Genomic DNA, 20,630 nt, shown 5'->3' on the forward strand with positions numbered 1-20,630 from the left:
ACGCGGTCTTCGGCGGTCTGCGGGCCATGCTGGACGGGATGTCCTGTCGCGCCCCGGGTTGTACGCGCAGGGCCGCCGGAAGTGCGCGGCACGCCCGGACGACCTGGTTGTCGAGGAACGGCGCGTGCAGGCGCTGGCTGCGGATCTCGGCGGCCTGCTCGAAGACGCGGTGGTCGGCGGCGTGCCGGGCGAGGGCCGCGGCGGCGCGGCGCTCGCCGGGGCGTTGCGGGAGGCCCGTGGGGCGGACGGCCGCGCCCTGGAGACGAATCGATACTTCGGCGAGTGCCTCGCCGGTCAGCCAGCGTGCCGCCGGACCCGGCCGGCACCAGGTGAGGGCGGCGAGCGAGGCGTCGACCGCGCCCGTCACGCCGTCCTCGCCGAAGCCGTCCGCCGATCCGGGCCGCTGCAGGGCCGTGGCCGCGGCCTCCAGCCCCTCCCGGTAGGCCGTACGGGCCAGCCGCCGGGCGGCGCGGTAGACGGTGAAGGGGACGAACAGCGCGTGCGTGGCGGGCCCGTCCGCGCGGGCCAGGGCGGAGACCGGGCGCAGCAGGTGGCGGCGCCGACGGTCCATCAGCAGGTCGGCGAGGCGGGCGGGGTGGGCGTCGAGGACCTGCCGGGCGCCGTGCCCGGTGAGGTGGTCCGCGCTGCCGGCAGCCAGCCGCCGCCGGTCGCGTTCGGCGCTGACGAGCGCGGGCCCTGGCTCGTCGGTCAGGGGGCCGCCGTCGAGGGCGGCGTAGGGCAGGGCCTCCTCGCCGGCGGCGACGATGACGTGGCGCAGCCGGGGGTCGGCGGCGATCGCGCGGGCCCGTTCGAGTTCGGCGTCGCGGTCGCGGGCGAGGTCGTTGAACGTGACGGCGAGCAGCCGTTCCCCGCCCCCGGCGCCGAGGCCGGCGTGCGTGCCCGGCACGCCCGGGAGCCCGGCGGCGAGCAGGGCCAGCGTGCCGGAGGCGCTGCCTCCGGAGAGGTCGGCGCCGAGGCCGGGCGCGGGGCCGCCGCCGCGCGCGGCGCGCCGCTGGGCGGGGCCCATGCCGGGTACGGGCCCGGGATCGCGGCCGAGGTAGGCGTGCGAGGGCGCGTGGCGCGGGGCGTCCAGCCGTACCCGTACGGCCTCGACCAGGGCGTCCCGCACGCCCATGACGGCTTCCCGGGCGTCGAGCTGGGGTGCGGCGACGGCGAGCGAGGCGGTGGGCTCGTACGCGGTGACGTCCCGCGCGCCGTCGCGCAGGACCAGCGCGTGGCCGGGCGGTACGCGCCGTACGCCGGCGTAGGGCGTGCCGTCGCCGAGGGCCTCGGGGGAGTCGGGGCAGGCGAGCAGCGCGGCGAGGTGGCCGATGTCGAGCTGGGCCTCGATGAGGTCGGCGAGCGGCAGGGCGGCGGTGGCGTAGGCGGTGCCGTGGGCCCAGGCGGCGTGGAAGACGGGCCGCGCGCCGGCCAGATCGCCGACGACGGTCAGCCGCCGCCCGACCTGGGCGACGGCGGTGTAACTGCCGGGCCAGGCGGTCAGATGGCGCAGGGCGCCGCCGCGCGCGGCGAGCAGTCCGGTGCGCAGGGCTTCGTCGCTCGCGCCGCAGCGGCCCAGTACGGCGAGGCGGGTGTCGGCGGCGGCGGCGGAGGGGCCGCGCGGATCGGCGCGGACGACCCGTACCTCGTCGGGCCGCCAGTCGCCGACGGCCCACAGGGGCGCGGGGTCGCCCCAGAGCAGCTGTGCGCCGACGGGATGGACGGTGGGCCCGTCGGCGCCGTCGTCCGCCCCGGCGGCGGCGCCGCGGCTCCACCCCACCAACCAGCGCATCGCCGCCTCCACAGGCTGTGGACAACCGTCGGGTGAACCGGCGGCGGGCAACGTCGCCGGTGGCAATCATCGGTAGCAGTCATCATGCACAGCGAGGCGACGGTTTCGACATCCGACAGGCAACACATTGATTGCGGGCGGCACATGGGTCGCGCCCAACTCACCTCATGCCGGGGCGAAGTGACGGACCGTCACCGCCGGACACCCCCGGCCTGCCCCCGGCCGAGCCCGGGCGCGCCGCCCGCCTGCCGCCCGTCCGCCGCCATCCGTACAACGCCCGGACCCTGTCGGCCCGTACGGCCGGATCCGGCCAAAATCAGGGTGCGCCGTGGATGCGCTCCGTAAGGGGGCGCACTCGCGTGGTGCTTCCACCGGACGCGGACCGGCCGACCGGTGAACTCGCCCTCCCCGCAAGGTGCTGCGCGCCGCGGCCGGCCGCGGGCCGAACCCCTCCGAGCTGCTCCCGCGCGGCGTCGCACACCCCCGGGGCAGCACGGACCGGGAGGCGGAGACCACCCCCCGGTCCGTTCCGTCGCCCGCGGGGAATGAGGCGACGGCTTCCCCCAGCCCACTGGATCGAGTGCAGCGGGCCAACCCACGCCCCTCCATGGAACCGTCCCCGCGGTGGCCAGGACAGAGCGCACGGTGGGCGCACTGCCACACACAACCGGAGCACGTGCCCCTCCGTGCACGCACATACGGACCAGAATCTCGCCATCCGGGACAACACCTCTTAACGGTCGGGATGCGGCGAACTACGCTGGGTTTACGAATGCCTCGTGCCTATGCCGGGGCGGGCGGTCGTATCACGGTCGTGTCGAGGGGTGCGCATGTCCAGGGAGCCACGCGGGCCGAACGAGAAGCTGGGCACTCTCCTTGCGCTCGCCGGGATCAGCAACGCCGGACTCGCCCGCCGGGTCAACGACCTGGGTGCGCAGCGCGGATTGACCCTTCGCTACGACAAGACGTCCGTCGCCCGCTGGGTGTCCAAGGGCATGATCCCGCAGGGCGCGGCGCCCCATCTGATCGCCGCCGCCATAGCGGCCAAGCTCGGCCGGCCCGTTCCGCTCCACGAGATCGGGCTCGCCGACGCCGATCCAGCGCCGGAGGTGGGGCTCTCCTTTCCGCGCGATGTCGGCCAGGCGGTGCGCGCGGCGACCGAGCTGTACCGGCTCGATTTCGCCGGTCGGCGCGGCGGTGGGGGCATCTGGCAGAGCCTGGCCGGTTCGTTCTCCGTCAGCGCGTACTCCACGCCCGCCTCGCGGTGGCTCATTACGCCCGCCGACACCTCCGTCGCCCGCGAACCGCACCAGGCCGCCGGCGACCACGGCACCGGCCCGGACTGCGGTTTACCGCAGCGTGTCGGCCACAGCGACGTCTCCAAGCTCCGCGAGGCCGCGGACGACGCCCGCCGCTGGGACTCCAAGTACGGCGGCGGCGACTGGCGTTCCTCCATGGTGCCCGAGTGCCTGCGCGTCGACGCCGCGCCACTGCTGCTCGGCTGGTACAGCGACGAGGTCGGCCGCGCGCTCTTCGGCGCCGCCGCCGAACTCACCCGGCTGGCCGGGTGGATGGCCTTCGACACCGGCCAGCAGGAGGCCGCCCAGCGCTACTACATCCAGGCCCTGCGCCTGGCCCGCGCCGCCGCCGACGTCCCGCTCGGCGGCTACGTCCTGGCCTCCATGAGCCTGCAGGCCACCTACCGGGGCTGCGCCGACGAGGGCGTCGACCTCGCCCAGGCCGCCTCCGAACGCAATCGCGGCCTCGCCACCGCCCGCACGATGAGCTTCTTCCGCCTCGTCGAGGCCCGCGCCCAGGCCAAGGCCGGCGACGCCCCCGCCTGCGGCGCCGCCCTCAAGGCCGCCGAAGGCTGGCTGGAGCGCGCCCGCCCGGGCGACCCCGACCCCTCCTGGCTCGACTTCTACACCCAGGAACGCTTCGCGGCCGACGCCGCCGAGTGCTACCGCGACCTCCGCATGCCCCGCCAGGTCCAGCGCTTCACCGAACAGGCGCTCTCCCGCCCCACCGAGGAATTCGTACGCTCCCACGGCCTGCGCCTGGTCGTCTCCGCCGTCGCCGAGCTGGAATCCGGCAACCTCGACGCGGCCTGCGCCGCGGGCACCCGAGCGGTGGAGGTCGCGGGCCGCATCTCCTCGGCCCGTACGACGGAGTACGTACGCGACCTGCTGCACCGGCTGGAGCCGTACGGCAACGAGCCGCGCGTGGTGGAACTGCGGGAACGGGCCAGGCCGCTGCTGGTGGCGCCGGCGTGAGCCGTTAGCTCGTACCCGCCTCGCGAATGCGCGAGGGCCTGGAGGCTGACCCCCAGGCCCTCGCACCGTCTCAGCGGCCCCATCCCCCCGGCGGTGGCCAAGCCCCGGGTCCTCCCGGTGCGCCCGGGCCGCTGCCCGGCTGAGGCGTCCACGCGCCCGGCCGGCCCGGCGCGGCCGTCGGGGCCGGCCAGCCCTGGGGCGGCGGTGCCCAGCCCGGTTGGGGGCCGGCGCCCGGCCAGGGCATCGGCATCGCGAAGGCCGGCGGCGGGGCCACCGTGACCGCCTGGGCCAGGGCAGGCTGGGCCGTGTCCTTGCGCTGCCAGAGGCGGTGCAGGAGCTCCTGTTCGCGGGCCTGGAAGTCGGGCTCGGCGATGCCGCGGTAGGCGCGGTGGCGCAGGAAGGCGAGCGAGGTCGCGAAGGATATGTACTCCGCGACGGTGCGGACCGCGGCCGTGCCGGCGGGGGAGCGGCGGGCGACGTCGCGGGCGATGCCGCGGGCGCGCATCGAGGACAGCGCGAGGGGCTCCGGCGGGGTGAACCAGCCGGCGGCCTGGTAGGCCTGGAGGTGGGCCCGGATGACGCGCAGCTCGTTCTGGCGCGACCAGATCGTCAGCCAGGTCAGCAGGCCGAAGACCGGGACCATGAACAGCGCGTACACCGCGAGGAAGCCGGCGCCGCCGAAGGCCGCCGAGCCGTTCCAGACTCCGTGCAGGAACATCGCCGTGAGCAGCGCGCCCAGCGGGGCGACGACGCGCAGGAACCGGCGGCGCGCGGCCAGCGTGGCGGCGAAGCCGAAGCCGAGGCCCGTCATCGACGTGAAGAGCGGGTGGGCGAACGGCGACATCAGGACGCGCATGAAGAACGTCGCCGCCGTCACCGACTGGAGGCCGGAGTAGCCGAAGTTCTGGTCGGAGGCGAAGGCGTTGCCCAGGTAGAGGATGTTCTCGGTGAAGGCGAAGCCCGTCGCCGTGATGCCGGCGACGACGACGCCGTCGACGATGCCGTTGAAGTCGCGCCGCCGGAAGAGGAAGAGCAGCAGGATCGCCGCGCCCTTCGCGCTCTCCTCGACGACCGGGGCGACGAACGTCGCACCGTATTTGTCCCCGTCGGAGCGCTGCGCGACGTCGATCGTGTTCAGCAGCCACTTCGTGGCGTAGCCGTTGGCGAGCAGTGCCACCAGGGTGGCCGCGCAGGCGCCCCACGCGAAGGCGAAGACGAGGTTGCGCCAGGGCTTCGGCTCGACCCCGCCCATCCACCGGAACGCGGCTATGAGCAGCGGCACGGGCAGGACCGCCAGGCCCAGGCCGACCAGGAAGCCCTCGGTGCCGGTCTGTTCGCGGACCAGGGCCAGGATGATCAGACCGCAGAGGCCGAGGAGCAGGATGAGCACGCCGGCGCGTACCGCCTTGTTGTCCCACAGCGAGTCCCACAGGACGCGGCGCGGTTTGTAGTGCTGCCGGGCGGCGTCCGGCAGCTGGGGCGGAGATGGTGGGGACTCATGCACCCGATGACCCTAACGAAGGGGCGGGGGCGTCGGCGCCGGGATTCGCGTGCCGCGTCCGGCCAGGGTGGAGGAATGGTGAAGTCGCACGTGAATGGCCATGTGGCGACCGAATGTCAGTGGCACAGGCCATGATGGACGTCGTGGGTGGTCAGGCGTTGGGGAAGCGCCGCGGCGGCAGGCGCGGGGTGGTGAGGCGGTGACGGCGACGTACGGCGCGTACGGGCACGGCTACGGCGAGGGCTACGACGGCGACTGCGACGTGCTGGTCGTCGGCGGTGGAATCGTGGGCCTCTCGACGGCCTACGCGATCACGCGCGCCGCGCCGGGCACGCGGGTCACCGTCCTGGAGAAGGAGTCCGGCCCGGCCCGGCACCAGACCGGGCGCAACAGCGGAGTGATCCACAGCGGCATCTACTACCGGCCGGGTTCCTGGAAGGCGCGGCTGGCGGTGAGCGGCGCGGCCGAGATGGTGCGGTTCTGCGCCGAGCACGGCCTGCCCCACCGGGTGACCGGCAAGCTCATCGTCGCCACCGCGCGCGAGGAGCTGCCCCGGCTGCACGCCCTGGTGCAGCGCGGCCGGGAGAACGGCATTCCCGTGCGCGAGCTGGGCCCCGCCCAGATGGCCGAGCACGAGCCGGCGGTGCGCGGCATCGGCGCCATCCACGTCGGTACGACGGGCGTGTGCGACTTCGGCGCGGTGGCGCGCACGCTGGCCCGCCTCGCCGAGGAGGCGGGCGCGGTCGTCCGGTACGACGCGGAGGTACGGGTCGTCGGGCGCCGGCCGGGGGCCGTGGCGGTGCGTACGGGCCGGGGTGAGGTGCTGCGTGCGCGGGCCCTGGTCAACTGTGCCGGGCTGCACAGCGACCGGCTGGCCCGCCTCGCCGGCGACGACCCTGGCGTGCGGATCATCCCCTTCCGCGGGGAGTACTTCGAGCTGGTCCCGGAGCGCACGGATCTGGTGCGGGGCCTGATCTATCCGGTGCCGGACCCGGCCTTCCCGTTCCTGGGCGTGCACCTGACGCGCGGCATCGACGGCCGGGTCCACCTCGGGCCGAACGCCGTGCCGGCCCTGGCCCGCGAGGGGTACGAGCGGCGCACGGTCCGCCCGGCCGAGCTGGGCGACAGCCTGACCTGGCCGGGCGCCTGGCGGCTCGCCCGCCGCCACTGGCGGTACGGGGCCGAGGAGGTGCGGCGCTCGCTGTCGAAGCGCGCCTTCACGGAGGCGGTGCGGAGGCTGCTGCCCGATGTGACGCCGGACGATCTCATACCCGCGCCGAGCGGGGTGCGGGCGCAGGCCGTGCTGCGGGACGGCACGCTCGTCGACGACTTCCTCTTCGCGGAGTCCCCGCGCATGGTGCACGTGCTGAACGCCCCGTCCCCGGCGGCCACGGCCTCGCTGCCGATCGGGCGGGAGGTGGCGCGGAGGGTGCTGGCGCAGCTGGACTGAGGGCCGGGCGGTGGTTCCGCGGACCCGGAGGGCTTCGCGGTCGCGCCCGTACTATGGAGGAACTGTGTCCGAGAACCTCACCCCCACCCCAGTGACCAGCCCCGCCCCGCCCCGCGCGCGGCGGGAGCCGATGTTCCCCGACGGCCCGGCGCCGGATCCGGCGGGCTCGCACCACGAGCGCCGCATCCGTTCCTTCCAGCCGCGCCGCAGCCGGGTGACCACCGGGCAGGGCGACGCGCTGCGCCGCCTGTGGCCCCAGTGGGGCCTGGACATCGACGGGCTCAGCCGCCTCGACCTGGGCGAGCTCTTCGGCGACCCGGACCTCCCGGTCGTCCTGGAGATCGGCTTCGGCATGGGCGAGGCCACCGCGCAGATGGCCGCCGCCGACCCCGGCACCGGCATCCTCGCCTGTGACGTGCACACGCCCGGCCAGGGCAATCTGCTCGGCCTCGCCGAGCGCAACGGGCTGAACAACGTCCGGGTCGCCAACGGCGACGCGATCATCCTGCTGCGCGAGATGCTCGCCCCCGACGCCCTCGCCGGAATCCGCGTCTACTTCCCGGACCCCTGGCCCAAGAAGCGCCACCACAAGCGGCGCCTGATCCAGCCGGAGTTCCTGGCCCTGGCCGCCACACGCATGGCCCCGGGCGCGCTGCTGCACTGCGCCACGGACTGGGAGCCGTACGCGGAGCAGATGCTCGAGGTCCTGACCGCGAGCCCCGACTTCGAGAACACCCAGCCGGACGGCGGCTTCGCCCCCCGCCCGGACTTCCGGCCGCTGACCCGCTTCGAGGGCCAGGGCCTGGACAAGGGGCACGTCGTCCACGACCTGCTGTTCCGGCGGCGGGCGGCGGAGTAAGCACTCAGGCGCGGGACGCAGTGGCCTCCCGCGCCCCATTACCCTCTGAAGCGTGCCCGAAGAATCCGACTGGATCGCGCCGCCTGGCTCCTGGGCCTCCTCGGCTGCCCGCCGGCGCAACATGCAGGCCGTCCGTAGCCAGGACACCAAACCTGAGCAGCTCATCCGGCGCCTGGTCCACGCCCAGGGCTTGCGGTACCGGCTTCATGCCCGTCCTCTGCCTGGCCTTCGCCGGACGGCGGACCTCGTGTTCCGCCCGGTGAAGGTGGCCGTCTTCATCGACGGCTGTTACTGGCACGGCTGCCCGGAGCACTACGTATCGCCACGGACAAATACCGGCTACTGGTCGGACAAAGTCGCGCGCAACATGGCGCGCGACCGAGACACCAACGAGCAACTCACTGCAGCCGGCTGGCTCGTACTCCGCTTCTGGGAGCACGAGTCCTCAGACGCTTGCTGCCTCCAGATCGTCGATGCCGTCCGGCAGAGGCGTGCCAGCATTCCCTGCCCTAGGCGCGACCGGAGGTAGCCCAGTCCCGGTCAGCATTCCTACAGCATCCAGGCCTCGCAGCCTGAGCTGAAGGTCCCTGCGGGAGCGCTGCTATCAGCCTTCAGCCGTAGATCTCGTAGCTCACATGATTCTGCCGGCATCTGCGGCTTGTCAGTGCAGCTCACACCCCTGCCCTGACGTGAAACAGACGTTCTGGTTACCCCTCGAGGTACACCAGCTCGGCACGACAGTTCGACCGGCGCCGTGCGTCGACATATGCGACATCGCTAGACGCCGGACAGCGCGCTGCTGGCACACTGGACATGTGCGAGCCATACCGTCCTCGCCGGGTGTGTCACTCCGGATGAGCCGACAGGCCAGCCGGAATACCAACCCTGAGCTGGTTGTCAGGCGTCGCCTTCACGCCGCGGGCTATCGATACCGCTTGCACTTCCCCGTTCCCGGCCTCCGGCGTCGCACGATCGACATCGCCTTCCCTGGGCCCAAGGTCGCCGTCTTCCTGGATGGTTGCTTCTGGCATGTCTGCCCGCTGCACTCCTCCAGCCCGCGCGCCAATGCTGCATGGTGGCAGCAGAAGCTTTCGCGCAATCAGGCCCGGGACATCGAGACGAGCGAACACCTTGCATCACTCGGTTGGCTGGTGCTCCGCTTCTGGGAGCACGAACCACCAACCGAGGTCGCCGACAGGATTGCCCTCACAGTCGACAAGGCGCGGGGACGACGGCCCTGACGCCCCGCTCATTGCCACCTCAAGCGTCCGGATGAAGGCTCGCAGGTCAGGCCCACCTGTCAGACATGTCCACTAGGCTCTACCCACCTTCGACCGGTGGGGAGCCGTCATGGCGTTCATGAGCAACGGGCTGACGTCGTTGGAGATTTGTGCAGGAGCAGGGGGGCAGGCGCTGGGCGTCGAGCGAGCCGGCTTCGGCCACGTCGGCCTTGTGGAGTACAACAAACATGCATGCGCGACATTGCGCATGAACCGGCCGGACTGGTCAGTATTTGAGACCGATGTGCGCCAGTTCGATCCCGCGTTCATTGCGGGTCGCGTAGTGGATTTGCTCGCCGGCGGGGTCCCCTGCACCCCCTACTCCATCGCCGGCAAGCAGCTTGGCGAAACTGACGAACGCGACCTATTTCCCGAGGCTCTGCGCCTCATCGAAGCATTGTCGCCACGTGCCGTCATGCTTGAAAATGCACCCACTCTACTCCGGGGCAATAGATTCGCAGCCGAACGTGCACGCGTGGCATCCGACCTTGCAAGGCTGGGATACAAGGTATACATGCAAATACTCGACGCCCAGCAATTCGGTGTTCCACAACGCAGGGAACGAGCCCTGATAGTGGCCCTTCGAGAGGACGTGCAGCAAGTCTTCCGCTGGCCTCTGCAGATGGACCTCCCCCCGACCGTCGGAGAAGCCCTGGCTTCATCAATGGCCGCACGGGGCTGGGCCGGTGCAGCGAAATGGGCCGCCAATGCCAATGACGTCGCTCCCACAATAGTCGGCGGATCCGAAAAGCATGGCGGAGGAGACCTGGGGCCCCGCAGGGCAAAGGTGGCTTGGGCTCGGCTGGGTGTCAACGGCAACTCGTACGCCGATGATGTTCCCGCCCACGATTTCGTACTCAGCGAAGGCCAGGGCGACAACGGCTGGGAGGGGTTTCCCCGGCTGACCACCGAGCAGGCCGCTCTCCTGCAGGGGTTCCCGACCGACTGGCGCTTCGCGGGCGGCAAGACAGCACGCTCCAAGCAGGTCGGCAACGCCTTCCCACCCCCAGTCGCCTGCGCTGTGGCCGAGTCCATAGCCGAGGCGCTGCAGGACCCGGCCCGCAAGGCGGCTTGAGCCGCGCCTTCATCCGCAACCGGAGAGCTCCGAGGATCAACCATGTGTCAGCAGCAACCGAAACCTCCCGATGCACCGGGTTTGAGCCGACGTAAGTCGGGTCAACGGCGCTCTATACTCTACGTACCATGACCCTCCGCACCGACCGCCCGATCAACGTCGTCGATCTATTCGCCGGGTGTGGGGGCTTCACCCAGGGGTTTCACTCGTACGAACCGGCCGAGGGGCAACGGTCACCGTTCCGGTCGATCGCCGCAGTCGAGTTCAACCTGGCAGCCGCCGCAACTTACGCGATGAACTTCTCCCCCCTGAACGGGGGTACCGCCGAAGTTTTCGCCGGCGATATCAAGGAGTGGGACGCATCCCCTTACGCGGGCAAGGTGGACGTGATCCTGGGAGGGCCGCCCTGCCAGGGTTTCTCCGGGCTCGGAAAAGGAGATCCAGAGGATCCCAGAAATAAGCTCTGGAGAGAATACGCGAGGGTTGTATCCGTTCTCGAACCGAAAATTTTCGTCATCGAGAACGTCGAACGATTTTTCAATTCTCCGGAGTACCGAGCCCTGAAGGCATCCGCCGAGAGAGGCCACCTCCGCAATTACCGTCTGACACCTCCCACTGTTCTCAATGCAGCCGATTTCGGCGTGCCTCAGGCCAGGCGACGAGCCATCGTGATTGCGACACGCAAGGACCTCGAGCCACTCGGATTTCCCAAGGCATCCCATTACCGGGAACGAAGCACGGCTCTTTTCGAGCGCCCGGATAAGCTGCCCTGGGAAACCGTGAAGGAAATATTCCGAAAGAGTGCGCAGCCACCGGCGGCGACAGACCTTCCCGACCGGACCTGCGAAGTCCTTGGGCACGATGATGTACCCGGCGTCTACAAGACGCATGAACTGCACATCGGCAGAAACCCAAAACCGCTTTCTATTGCCAGGTACAAGGCAATCCCCCCGGGAGGGAACCGACTCGACCTTCGCGGTAAATATGCGAAGATCGACGGGGAAATGGTTTATCTTTCAACAGAAAGCTGGGACCGCCACAACTCGGGTTCCAATGACGTCATGGGCAGGCTCCGCCTTGACGCCCCATCAGTAACGATCCGGACAGAGTTCTTCAAGCCGGAAAAGGGAAGATATCTCCACCCTACTGAGCACCGACCCATCACGCACTTTGAGGCAGCTCTGATCCAGGGGTTCCCTGAGCACTTCAACTGGTGCGGCACCAAAGTCGACATCGCACGCCAGATCGGCAATGCGGTCCCCGTCGGCCTCGCCGAGGCGCTGGCAAGGAACATCCACCAACACCTCGATCGCTAGGGTCACCACATGGGTGCGTTGCCGGTCCACAGGCAACGCACCCAGAGGCTCCTACTGGGCGTTCGCCTTGCTCCCGAACTGCCCACCACCCTGAGTAAGCATTCGCTGCTCGACATTGATCAGCCCCAGGAGGGCAGCCGACAGAGCTTGCGGTGTCAGCAGGTCCTGCACGTCCTCCTCGCCTATCACCACTGGGTCGCCGTCCTTGGTCTTCGCCACGAAAGTACCGTTGAGACGCTGAGCGTGGACGACGTGAGCAACTGCTTCCTCGCCGTAGACCCGCCGGACGAGCTTGTGCACCTCTGCCGGGTCGGCCTTCGGCCAGACCTGATCGGCCCAGTAGCTGCACTCCTGGACGAAGACAGGGTGGCGCTCATTAAGGAACACCACCCCGCGGGATTGGGCCCCGTCGACAGTCAATGTGTCTTTGGGGTTGTACTGCACCAGGTACTTGGCCTCATCGTCCTCGAATGTCTTCCACTGGAACGACGGGTAACCGCCGCGTACGCGCGCCGAACTTCCGGCGACGCTACCAGCGACCGCGGGTACGAGAATCTGCCGTGGGCTCGGCACTCCATCCGTCCGGCTGGAAGCCCCTTGACGATTGCTCGGGCCACTCCCTTCAGCCGCAAGCCTCGCTTCACTCGCCCCTGCAGGGAACCCCATGACGAGGCCCACTGCCGAGCTCAGTACGCGCGACGCTTTGAAGCGAGGGTTCAAGCGGTCCAAGATGCGGGAGAGATTCTTCGCGATCGAGGGGTCGTTCTTGCTGAACTTTCCGGCTCGCACGGCATCCCGAGCCTTTGCCAATTCGTCAGGGAACCTCTCGAAGAAGGCATCCCCCCATTGCTCCCACGGCAGCTCCAACCCGCCTTTGCTCAGAAGCATATTCCTTGAGGCTTGGGTGATGATTCCCCACTCCGTATGCCGACTGTCGCTATAAACAGGCGGGTGGAGGATGAGCCAGGTCCGGTCCTTGATTTCATCGGTAATGCCGAACTGCCTGTACCTGCTCTTCGTGGACTCTGCGTGGTAGACCTCGCTTTGATAGTCCACAGCTACTACGGGCCGCTGACTGACGTAGTCCGCGGAGCCGCCCACGGGAGCCTCGGGCTCAGGGATGTAGAACCACTCGGCAGTTGTACCGTGGTTGTCCACGGGGACAACGCCGGTCAGGGCGGAGTCAGGGATGAAGTGCCGGAGGCCATGGATTCTCCTCGGCCTCCAAACCTTCTCCTCGCCGTCGGGCAGCGTAATCGTTTTGTCCCGGCTTGCCCGACGCTCCGCGCTCTTCCTGGTGTACAGATCCATCACGGTCGTCTCGATCGGCTCGTCGCCCTGTAGTGGGACATCCAGGAGCCGGCCGTTCAAGTACCTGATCAAACCGTCGACGGTCTCCCGTCGTGAGGGGTCAGGATCGCCTTGCCACGTATCGCTCTTCGCAGATGCTCCGAGCAGCACCATGATGGTGCCTGTGGCCATCCAGCCAGGGCGGATCTTGCCCCAGTGACAGCCATGCTCGGCGTCATCGAAGGGCGCCACGACGTCCTTGTACCCGACAAAACTGCCGGTCTCGTCCTGAGCTTCCCATTCCCGGAGCGCGTAGTTGCCCTGGGCGTCTCTATGGATCCACAGCATGGCGCCATCGGGTGCCTCAGTGGTGTAGCTGATGACGACAACGCCGTAGGGATTCCACGGAAGTACCGAGGACTTGAAGCCCTGGCCGAAGTTCTGATCCATCCCGATGGGCTTGCCGCCACCGCCAAACGAGGTGAGGAAGTCCTTGAGATTATCGGGGCGCATCCCCTCACCGTTGTCCATGATCGTCCGGCGCAGGACGCCAAGCCGCTCGGCCGCCTGTTCCTCGATCCCGAACTGGATGATCGATGCGGAGCTCTCCTGAGAGTTCTTCCACGCTTCACGGGCCCACTGGTAGGCACCGCCGGCCTCATACGCCTGCCGGATCAGCTGGTGCGTCGCTTCAGTGGGTACATGGACATACCTGGGCACGCCAGTCCTCCTCCCCTAGAGCCTCAGCCCTAGAAGCCTCAGCAAGAGCCATCGCCCTTGCCGATGACAGAGTAGACATGAACTTGGCTGTGTTGCAGCAACTTCCGGCCAGTTTCGCCTACTTCCCCGTCAGAACGATGTCGAAGCCCTGCAGACATCGACGGTGCCGAGGGAGCGTGGACTGACACTGCAGAAGGCGAATCTGTCACAGGCCAGACAAGGTCCGGCAGCCGGCGCCGGGCCGTCCGGACAGCCCATCGGTGCTGATCGCGACCTCAAGCACTCGGCCCAGGCGTCGTTCGCCTCTCCCAGCCCGAGCGGCAGGAAGGTTGTCGAGCTGCCCGTCCGGTGCCGCCTCGAGGATGCGAACACCCGGGGCCAGCGCTAGTCCATTCGACCGTCTGGACAGCAAGTTCAAACACCTGGAGAAGAGATGGGCACCCTCCGAAAGCAGCAGTGGCCTGCTCAGCGACGATCCGGGAGGCATGTGCTGCTCATGTCTCGTTCTCGTCGGCCCAGACCGCCCGCTTCCCGGTGTCGGGGCCTTCGCCGGGGAAAGCCCCATCGTCGGTCCGGAGGCGCTGCTGGGCCGGGGGACCGCACGCCCATGAAGTCCTCCGGCAGTACGGCCTCGACCGCGGTTCCCAGGAAGCCGCGAGGCCAGTTGCCCTCTGCGAGCTGGTCAGCCAAGGTGTGCGCAGAGCGGCGCCGGTGGTGTCGTTCACGCGACGGTTCCCTTTTATGGGTGATTGGCCATTTGCGACGCAATCGTCCAGCGCATCAGGGTGTCGGCGAAGACCCACCTACCTCGTGTCGTAAGGGACCATCAGAAGGCGTAACGGCAGGAGCCGCGTATGACGTCCTCATCCGCCACAGTCACCGTCGACTTGCGCGTACATCCCGTCGACGACGCCCTCGATCGTGTAGAGCGGCGTCTCGACCTGCGGCTCGACAGGGAAAAGATGGTCCGCAAGCGCCGCTCAGTCGGGGCACGGACGGGCCGGGGGTGAGAACGCTGTCGCGAACATAGTGTCCATCATCCAGTAGGCACAGGCATTAGCCCAAGCCACCCGTGAGACGGCATATGCCAGTGCACGCATACCCCCGGAGGCAAGTTGAAAGTCAGCGGGCTAGGAGGTCAGCCGGAGTTCCTTTACTGCAGCAAGGAGCGTTCTTATTCTGTCCGGGGCCATCCGAATAATCAGCTCAGGAATGTCGCCCTCTCTCATGACGATCGCCCCTTCGTGCCAGGCGAGCTCTACACAGCTTCCCTCGGACTCGGAGAACGAAGACTTCTGCCACGCTATATGTGCGCTCATCGCGCTACTCACAATTCCTTCGCGATACGGTTGATGACGTCACGCGACTCGGCAACCCCGAGCGTCACCCGTTCGAGCGCGTCGTACACGGCCCGATAGCTGGCAAGCTGCGCATTCGCGTCCAGGAAGACGGAGCCGAAGGCCGAATCAAGCTGAACGGTGTCCAGCTGCGGCACCACCCCTCCCGCGTAGAGCATCGTCTGCGCGGAGCCGATGAACTCCTCTGTGGAGAAGGGGATGACCCTGATCGTCACGGTGGGCCACTCCGAGACCTCCAGCAGGAATCGCAGCTGCTCATGGGCCACCTTGCGCCCGCCGTAAAGGACGCGGAGTGCCGCCTCGTGGATGATCGCTTCGAAGGGCGGCGGGGTTGGCCGTTCGAAAATAGCCCGGCGCCTCATACGGTGCTCGATTCGCGCCTGGAGCTCATCGCGCGGAAGCTCGGGGATGCGGCCGCTGAAAATGATCCGAGCGTAATCCTCGGTCTGGAAGATTCCAGGCACGGTGAGAGTCTGAAACGCACGGAGAAACGTCGCGTGGTGTTCGAGCTCCGCGATGTTCAGAAACCCAACTGGAAGCACTCCCCTGTAGGCTTCCCACCACCCCTTGCCGCGCTCCTCAGCCATGGCGCACAGCGCGTCGATCAGCTTCGCATCGCTGGCGGAGTAGAAGTTCGCGAGTCTGCGCACGCGCTCGGCGCTGACGCCCCAGCGGCCTGACTCGATGTGGCTGATCTGCGCTTGATTCCCACCGAGTAGATCACCGGCGGCGCGCGCCGGCAGACCGGAGGCTTCGCGGAGCTTGCGCAACTCCGTACCGATCCGCGCCTGCCTGGCCGTTGGACTGCTCCGGGGTGGCATCGAAGTCCCTCTCCTGGTTGCGCGACAAGTGTGCCGCGCCTCAGTCTCGCGGTCCATCGCCGAACACGCAGGCTTTGGCCCACGCTTGAGACGGCACATGCATGTGCCCTACGGTCCCTACCCATACCGCACCGCACACCGGGAAGACCCGAAGTGCAGTCCTCAGCCTGCCAGTTGACACACACCGAACAGGCTGACGACCGAGCCACGGACGGCGTAGGCGCGGAGGTCCATGACAGACCGCGTTGGGAGACCACGTCATGCGCAACGCCGCGCTCAGCAGTCCCCGCTCCGACTCCAACCCCCGGCCGCCCGAGGCCTATCACCTCGCTGTACCCGCAGCGCTCACCGCGCCGCGGCTCACGCGGGACTTCCTCACCTCCGTCCTCGAAGTGACGGGTCACCCCGAACTCATCGACAGCGGCCGCGTCTGCGTATCGGACGTCGTCGCCAACGTCGTCCAGCACGCGCGCGTCTCGTCGCTGTCGATGGACGTGACGGTCGACAGCGGCAACGGCCGCGTGCACGTTGCCGTCCAGGACGGCGATCCCGCCCGGCGCCCGTATCTGCGCACTGTGGGCGGCGATGACGAGCGTGGGCGCGGCCTGATGCTGGTCAGGCAGCTGTCGGCCGCATCCGGTGTCAGCCTGGTCTGGGACGGGCTGGACGTCGTCGGGAAGTCCGTGTGGTTCGAGCTCGGTAACGATCGCCCGCTGTAGGGGCTTCCCACCTCGCGGGCCTTCACCGGCGTCCGGCCCTGGCGCGGCGCGAAAGTCAGAACCGCACCGCGCCGGCCATGACCAGTGCAGCACCTGCATACGGCGCACGGCGTCGCAAGCTCGATTTGCTACCCGCTCACGAGAGCACCCGGACCTCTGCGCCTCGCTCAGCGAGCCACTCCTCAAGTGCTCGGCCACCGACTTGTGTGGCCGATCCGCCTTCCCAGTATTCAACCGGCCCGAAGACCGTTCCGGACAGTCCCGCGAATACGGTGCACTCGTCCACCTTCACTTTGAAAGAGTTCTCGAGCACAGCCGCGTTGGTAAGGTCTGCCCCTCGCAAATCGACCTGTAGAAGCGAGGACCCGCCAAGATACCTTCCCCGAAAGGTCGCCCCAGAAGCGTCAGCCTCGTACAACGACGCCCGCGTCATGTCCGCTCCGTCCAGGCGTGCACCTCGGACAACCGCCTCGTCAAGGTTGGCGCGGATCAGGTTTGCCCCGGTCAGATCAGCTCCGCTGAGATCCGCCGCCTCCAAATCAGCTCGATAGAACACCGTTTCCCTGAGGGCGACGTCAGATAGCACGCACTCGGTGAACCAGCATTCCGAGAAATCTCCGCCCGACAGGTCGGCGCCACGGAAGTCGAGACCCATGGCGTAAAATTTGCCAACCCCAGAGAGGAGCCACTTCCTCAACCGATCAGTCGCTTCGGCACTCGCCGGATAGGAACCCGGTGAGACTTTCGCGGGCATCACCCTCAGCTGCAGAAGTCGCGGATCCCAGCCAATGGGTCCCGGCCATTTTCCGAGGCATACTGACGCCTGTACTCATCGACCTCATCAGAGTGTGCCTGGCAGCAGTAGTCCCAGAAATCAATCAGGACTCGCAGTGCCTGATCCAGCGTGAACTCGCCTCGAACGTGGTCGACGTAGATGTTCTCCACGGTGACACCGTGTCCGGTGATGGTGGCCGTATGCGCGTTGCCGTCGAGTTCCTCCGAACCCACAGCCGGGTTGGCCCGGGCAGCACTCACCAGGTCGATGGCCTCGAGAATGGCAAGGGGGGAGAGCTGAATGTCAGACGTGATCCAGCCTCCCAGCACCTTCAACTCTGAAGGGCCAGCGAAGCTCGGCACTCGGAATTCATCTTCAACGTAAAACTCGGTGCGAATCACCGGACGATCCTCCACGGCAGTCACTAAGGCAGAAGCGGATAAATAGTCACAGCGTCACCCGTGACGGCGTCATAATAACCTTCGAAGACGACTCCCTTGTACTCGCCCCGCCATTTACAACTATCGGCGTCCACGATCTTACCATTCTCGAAAGCCTTGGTCATGGCACGCCTGACTTCCTTCTCCGACCACCGCAGCGGAAAGAATGTGCTTTTGTTGCGCTTCATGACCCACTCACCACTCCGAGGGTCGCGCATCCACACATTCCCCTGGGTAATTCCGGTGCGGTGATCCAGCTTGAGGATCTTCGGGACTTTTATGCCCCAGGGGTCTCGCCCACCGGGGCGGAAGTGGTATCCGGCAACTCTCGGCCTGCCATCTCTTCCATATTTTATCTCGCCAGAGAGAACGTGATGGAAAGCCTCGTCAGTAATGTGCCCGCTGAGCTTGTGTCCTGCGGCCTCGCCACCGGTACCGTGCCCGGCGTGATGCGGAGAAGGGGTGTGTCCATCGAGTCCATCACCGGTATGGCTTGTGCCACCAGAGGCTGAGTGCCCATGAGAACCATCAGGGTGGGACTGGTGCCCGGCGGACCCGTGATGCGTGCCACCCGGCGCACTCGAGTGCCCGTTGTCACTCCCGGAAGCGGGACTGTGGGCCGCGTGTGGGGCGTTGTCCCCCGGATGTGCAGAGCCGTGGCCGCCCGCATGTGCCATCGCCCGGTGCTCCTGCCGAGCCGTGAGCTCGGTGCCTCCGGGTTCCTTCAGAGCAGCGACGCCCGGCTGCCGGACCCCGTGATCGGCATTACGAAGCGTGCCGTCCGGGTCGAGATATCGGGCCTCGCCTGTCCATGTAGGAAGCCTTACCGAGGTCTCGGCCGACCTCGGCGTGTGGTCGGGCATGCGGCCAAGGTTCTGCTTCAGCTCCGACATGAGGTCGCCGACCTTCGGTCCCACGACCTTCACCGCGGTCAGGCCTGCCCTCGCGCCACCGCCGACGTACGTCATCGGATCAACGACTTGGCCGAGCTTTCCGGCCGCGCCGGCCAGCTCGGCCAGGCCGATCTTGCCGGCCTGTCCCGCTTCGCCGGCCTTTCCCGCCTTCATGAGTGCGCTGGAGCCGAGTGTCAGCACGTTGAAGGCGACCGTACCCGCGGCCCGCGACGGATTCTTGTCCCACTCGTCCCAGGCGACGAGCGACTTACCGAAGTCTCTGGCCGCTTTCCGTGCGCGCGTCTCGTCGGCGTCCGGCTTGTCGGGCAGACCGGCGGCGTGCAGGAGCAGTTCAACAGGTCGTACCGAGTACAGGCCGATACCCGTCACGGTGTCGTTGAGCTTGCCCCACGCATCGCCGGCCTTGTCACCGCCGTCCCAGCCGAAGAGGGTGGCCAGTCCCCTGACCGTCCCCCATGTCCCGTCGACGACGAAACCGGTCGCGAAGTCCGTGAGCGGGTTATGGGTGATTCCGTGCCAGGCCTTGTCCCAGCCTGTGAGCTCGCGGTCCTCGACCTCGCCCCAGGGAGTTTTCTCTGCCTTGGCTACGTCACTCGGCTTGTATCCGTACATCCCCTTCTGGTGGGTACCGTCGTCCGCACGGAAGCGCGGCCCGTCGAAGAGGGCAGTGATCTTGTTGGCAGCCGTCACCTCGGCTGCCATGAACCTGGCCTGGGCTACCGCCACCGCCTGGATCAGTTCCGTGTTCCGGTCGATCTTCTTCTGGTCTCTTTGCCAGTGCTCGTCATCCCGGATCGAGTCACGGAACTGGGCGGCCTGCTCCCGAAGGCGATCCAGCTCCTGAATGATCGGACGGACTTCCGCCGCGTACTCGGCGAGCGCCGACTTGGCAGTGCCCAGCTGGCCCGCAAAGTGGTCCCCTCGTTGCCGCACGGGCAGAGTGGCCGCGAGGAGCTGGTCTCGCTCCGGGGTGTCGAAGACCGGCGAAAGCCCCTGAAAGGTCGAGTGGGTGTCCGCGCCCGTGGAACGGATGTCGGACGCATCCTTGCCCAGACCGGTTATGTCCTTCTCGAGTGCACCAAGGTCCCCCGTGAAGTGGGGTATCCACATGGGGTCTATGGCGGTCACTTCTTGCCCCTGAGCAGCGCCTCCGGGTCACGGCCCTCGATGGCCGCCTTCTCCAGTCGCTCGGCCATTTCCAGGTCACCGTTGTCGTACGCGACGATGGCGTCCTGTGCGCCTTCCAGCGTGTTCTTCGTGCGTGTCGCCATGAACTCCAGGTCGGCCATGGCGCGGTTGGCGTACGCCACCAGCGCCTGGCCCACGAGGCCCAGCCCCGCCCCCGCCGAACCGGCATCCCCCGCTGGGCCGGGCGCGACCGGGTCACAAGGGCCTGCCAGAGTACCCACGTTCATCGCCGCCGACTGCACATGGTTGACGTACGAATCCGCCTGGCCCTTGAGCTTGCTGCCGATCTTCGCCGTGTTGCCGATCACCGTCAGCGCAGATTCCGGCTGAATGTCCCAGCGAGACATGGTGACGCCCCCTCCCTCTCATGCATCACACACGCAACCGGACATTCATATCAATGCGGCACGGGCCGCTGCGACGAGCAGACCTCCTCAGGGAGGGCTTCAGGACAACCCGAAGTCGCGCCTTACGCCCCCACAGCTAGCCTCAACATCACGAGACTTCACCTGATGCGGAGGTTGCGCCAGTGGCTGCAATGACAGAGGTTCCGGCGTCCGTGGTGGCCGCCGGGGGGCTGGTCGGGGGGTACGGCGTCGCTCGGTGGACGAAGAAGCGGCCGCTCGGCGGGGTGGTGCTCGCCGCGGCCGGGGCGGTTGCCGCGCGGCAGTGGGCGGCGAAGGCGGGGGCCGGGAAGGCGGCCGCGCTGACCGGGCTGTACGTTGCGGCGTTCGCCGGGTCGCACCCCCTCGCCAAGAAGATCGGCGCGTGGCCGTCCGTGTTCGCCGTCGCCGGGACGGTCGCGGCTGCCTCCTGGGCCGTGGAGCGGTGCGCCTGCGGCGCGGAGTGATCAGGCGGC

18 protein-coding genes are annotated in these 20,630 nt (G+C 68.1%); 9 read left to right on the forward strand and 9 right to left on the reverse strand.

All coding sequences use genetic code 11. The features are described from left to right. Positions 1 to 1,792, reverse strand: a 1,792-nt coding sequence (locus AB0K09_RS02135; protein WP_366063297.1) for an asparagine synthase-related protein, incomplete at its 3' end; no start/stop codon positions are given. Positions 1,793 to 2,622: 830 nt separating this feature from the next. Here AB0K09_RS02135 and AB0K09_RS02140 point away from each other — a divergent pair. Then, on the forward strand, positions 2,623 to 4,065 hold the full coding sequence (locus AB0K09_RS02140; protein WP_366063298.1) for an MFS transporter: 1,443 nt from the start codon (positions 2,623 to 2,625) through the stop codon (positions 4,063 to 4,065). A 70-nt stretch (positions 4,066 to 4,135) separates the two neighbouring features. Here AB0K09_RS02140 and AB0K09_RS02145 read toward each other — a convergent pair whose 3' ends face one another. Further along, positions 4,136 to 5,569, reverse strand: a complete 1,434-nt coding sequence (locus AB0K09_RS02145) for a PrsW family intramembrane metalloprotease (RefSeq protein ID WP_366063299.1) — start codon at positions 5,567 to 5,569, stop codon at positions 4,136 to 4,138. Between the two features lie 196 nt (positions 5,570 to 5,765). Between AB0K09_RS02145 and lhgO the strand changes: the two genes are divergently transcribed. The 6 genes from lhgO (at position 5,766) to AB0K09_RS02175 (ending at position 11,546) form a co-directional block, all read left to right on the forward strand. Further along, on the forward strand, positions 5,766 to 7,016 hold the full coding sequence (gene lhgO, locus AB0K09_RS02150; RefSeq protein ID WP_366063300.1) for an L-2-hydroxyglutarate oxidase: 1,251 nt from the start codon (positions 5,766 to 5,768) through the stop codon (positions 7,014 to 7,016). Positions 7,017 to 7,080: 64 nt separating this feature from the next. Continuing rightward, positions 7,081 to 7,875: a tRNA (guanosine(46)-N7)-methyltransferase TrmB gene (gene trmB, locus AB0K09_RS02155; protein WP_366063301.1), complete on the forward strand. Its 795-nt coding sequence runs from the start codon at positions 7,081 to 7,083 to the stop codon at positions 7,873 to 7,875. A 52-nt stretch (positions 7,876 to 7,927) separates the two neighbouring features. Beyond that, positions 7,928 to 8,404: a very short patch repair endonuclease gene (locus AB0K09_RS02160; protein ID WP_366063302.1), complete on the forward strand. Its 477-nt coding sequence runs from the start codon at positions 7,928 to 7,930 to the stop codon at positions 8,402 to 8,404. Between the two features lie 325 nt (positions 8,405 to 8,729). Next, complete coding sequence (locus AB0K09_RS02165; RefSeq protein WP_366063303.1) at positions 8,730 to 9,116, forward strand: very short patch repair endonuclease; 387 nt, start codon at positions 8,730 to 8,732, stop codon at positions 9,114 to 9,116. A 109-nt stretch (positions 9,117 to 9,225) separates the two neighbouring features. Next, positions 9,226 to 10,230, forward strand: a complete 1,005-nt coding sequence (gene dcm, locus AB0K09_RS02170) for a DNA (cytosine-5-)-methyltransferase (protein ID WP_366063304.1) — start codon at positions 9,226 to 9,228, stop codon at positions 10,228 to 10,230. Between the two features lie 128 nt (positions 10,231 to 10,358). Further along, the gene (locus AB0K09_RS02175) at positions 10,359 to 11,546 is read left to right on the forward strand and encodes a DNA cytosine methyltransferase (RefSeq protein WP_366063305.1); all 1,188 of its coding nucleotides are present in this window, start codon (positions 10,359 to 10,361) and stop codon (positions 11,544 to 11,546) included. Positions 11,547 to 11,597: 51 nt separating this feature from the next. On the opposite strand, the gene AB0K09_RS02180 is transcribed toward AB0K09_RS02175, so the two are convergent. The 3 genes from AB0K09_RS02180 to AB0K09_RS02190 form a co-directional block, all read right to left on the reverse strand. Next, positions 11,598 to 13,556 (reverse strand): hypothetical protein, encoded by a 1,959-nt coding sequence (locus AB0K09_RS02180; RefSeq protein WP_366063306.1) that lies wholly within the window; start codon positions 13,554 to 13,556, stop codon positions 11,598 to 11,600. Between the two features lie 1,130 nt (positions 13,557 to 14,686). Then, a complete protein-coding gene (locus tag AB0K09_RS02185; RefSeq protein WP_366063307.1) occupies positions 14,687 to 14,875 on the reverse strand; it encodes a DUF397 domain-containing protein in 189 nt (62 codons plus the stop codon). A gap of 8 nt (positions 14,876 to 14,883) precedes the next feature. Then, positions 14,884 to 15,684, reverse strand: coding sequence for a helix-turn-helix transcriptional regulator (locus tag AB0K09_RS02190; RefSeq protein WP_366063308.1), 801 nt, complete (start codon positions 15,682 to 15,684; stop codon positions 14,884 to 14,886). A gap of 311 nt (positions 15,685 to 15,995) precedes the next feature. Between AB0K09_RS02190 and AB0K09_RS02195 the strand changes: the two genes are divergently transcribed. Beyond that, positions 15,996 to 16,454: an ATP-binding protein gene (locus tag AB0K09_RS02195; protein ID WP_366063309.1), complete on the forward strand. Its 459-nt coding sequence runs from the start codon at positions 15,996 to 15,998 to the stop codon at positions 16,452 to 16,454. Positions 16,455 to 16,590: 136 nt separating this feature from the next. Here the strand turns inward: AB0K09_RS02195 and AB0K09_RS02200 are convergent, their stop codons facing one another. The 4 genes from AB0K09_RS02200 to AB0K09_RS02215 all read right to left on the reverse strand — a co-directional run bounded on the left by AB0K09_RS02200 (position 16,591) and on the right by AB0K09_RS02215 (position 20,118). Further along, positions 16,591 to 17,109, reverse strand: a complete 519-nt coding sequence (locus AB0K09_RS02200; protein ID WP_366063310.1) for a pentapeptide repeat-containing protein — start codon at positions 17,107 to 17,109, stop codon at positions 16,591 to 16,593. Between the two features lie 104 nt (positions 17,110 to 17,213). Then, complete coding sequence (locus AB0K09_RS02205; RefSeq protein WP_366063311.1) at positions 17,214 to 17,630, reverse strand: hypothetical protein; 417 nt, start codon at positions 17,628 to 17,630, stop codon at positions 17,214 to 17,216. 23 nt (positions 17,631 to 17,653) lie between these two features. After that, complete coding sequence (locus AB0K09_RS02210) at positions 17,654 to 19,711, reverse strand: EndoU domain-containing protein (RefSeq protein ID WP_366063312.1); 2,058 nt, start codon at positions 19,709 to 19,711, stop codon at positions 17,654 to 17,656. Then, positions 19,708 to 20,118 (reverse strand): DUF6507 family protein, encoded by a 411-nt coding sequence (locus AB0K09_RS02215; RefSeq protein ID WP_366063313.1) that lies wholly within the window; start codon positions 20,116 to 20,118, stop codon positions 19,708 to 19,710. Before AB0K09_RS02215 ends, AB0K09_RS02210 begins: the two co-directional genes overlap by 4 nt. 191 nt (positions 20,119 to 20,309) lie before the next feature. On the opposite strand from AB0K09_RS02215, the gene AB0K09_RS02220 reads away from it, so the two are divergent. Further along, positions 20,310 to 20,621: a hypothetical protein gene (locus AB0K09_RS02220; RefSeq protein WP_366063315.1), complete on the forward strand. Its 312-nt coding sequence runs from the start codon at positions 20,310 to 20,312 to the stop codon at positions 20,619 to 20,621. Positions 20,622 to 20,630 lie beyond the last annotated feature (9 nt).

It is taken from the genome of Streptomyces sp. NPDC049577 (genome assembly GCF_040675635.1).
Lineage (GTDB): Bacteria > Actinomycetota > Actinomycetes > Streptomycetales > Streptomycetaceae > Streptomyces.

Bases quoted from the DNA above. Each gene is read 5' to 3' on its own strand.
- AB0K09_RS02140 (WP_366063298.1), top strand. From the start codon at position 2,623: ATGTCCAGGGAGCCACGCGGGCCGAACGAGAAGCTGGGCACTCTCCTT.
- AB0K09_RS02165 (WP_366063303.1), top strand. From the start codon at position 8,730: ATGAGCCGACAGGCCAGCCGGAATACCAACCCTGAGCTGGTTGTCAGG.
- dcm (WP_366063304.1), top strand. From the start codon at position 9,226: ATGGCGTTCATGAGCAACGGGCTGACGTCGTTGGAGATTTGTGCAGGA.
- AB0K09_RS02175 (WP_366063305.1), top strand. From the start codon at position 10,359: ATGACCCTCCGCACCGACCGCCCGATCAACGTCGTCGATCTATTCGCC.
- AB0K09_RS02185 (WP_366063307.1), bottom strand. From the start codon at position 14,875: ATGAGCGCACATATAGCGTGGCAGAAGTCTTCGTTCTCCGAGTCCGAG.
- AB0K09_RS02195 (WP_366063309.1), top strand. From the start codon at position 15,996: ATGCGCAACGCCGCGCTCAGCAGTCCCCGCTCCGACTCCAACCCCCGG.
- AB0K09_RS02200 (WP_366063310.1), bottom strand. From the start codon at position 17,109: ATGGGTCTCGACTTCCGTGGCGCCGACCTGTCGGGCGGAGATTTCTCG.
- AB0K09_RS02215 (WP_366063313.1), bottom strand. From the start codon at position 20,118: ATGTCTCGCTGGGACATTCAGCCGGAATCTGCGCTGACGGTGATCGGC.
- AB0K09_RS02220 (WP_366063315.1), top strand. From the start codon at position 20,310: ATGACAGAGGTTCCGGCGTCCGTGGTGGCCGCCGGGGGGCTGGTCGGG.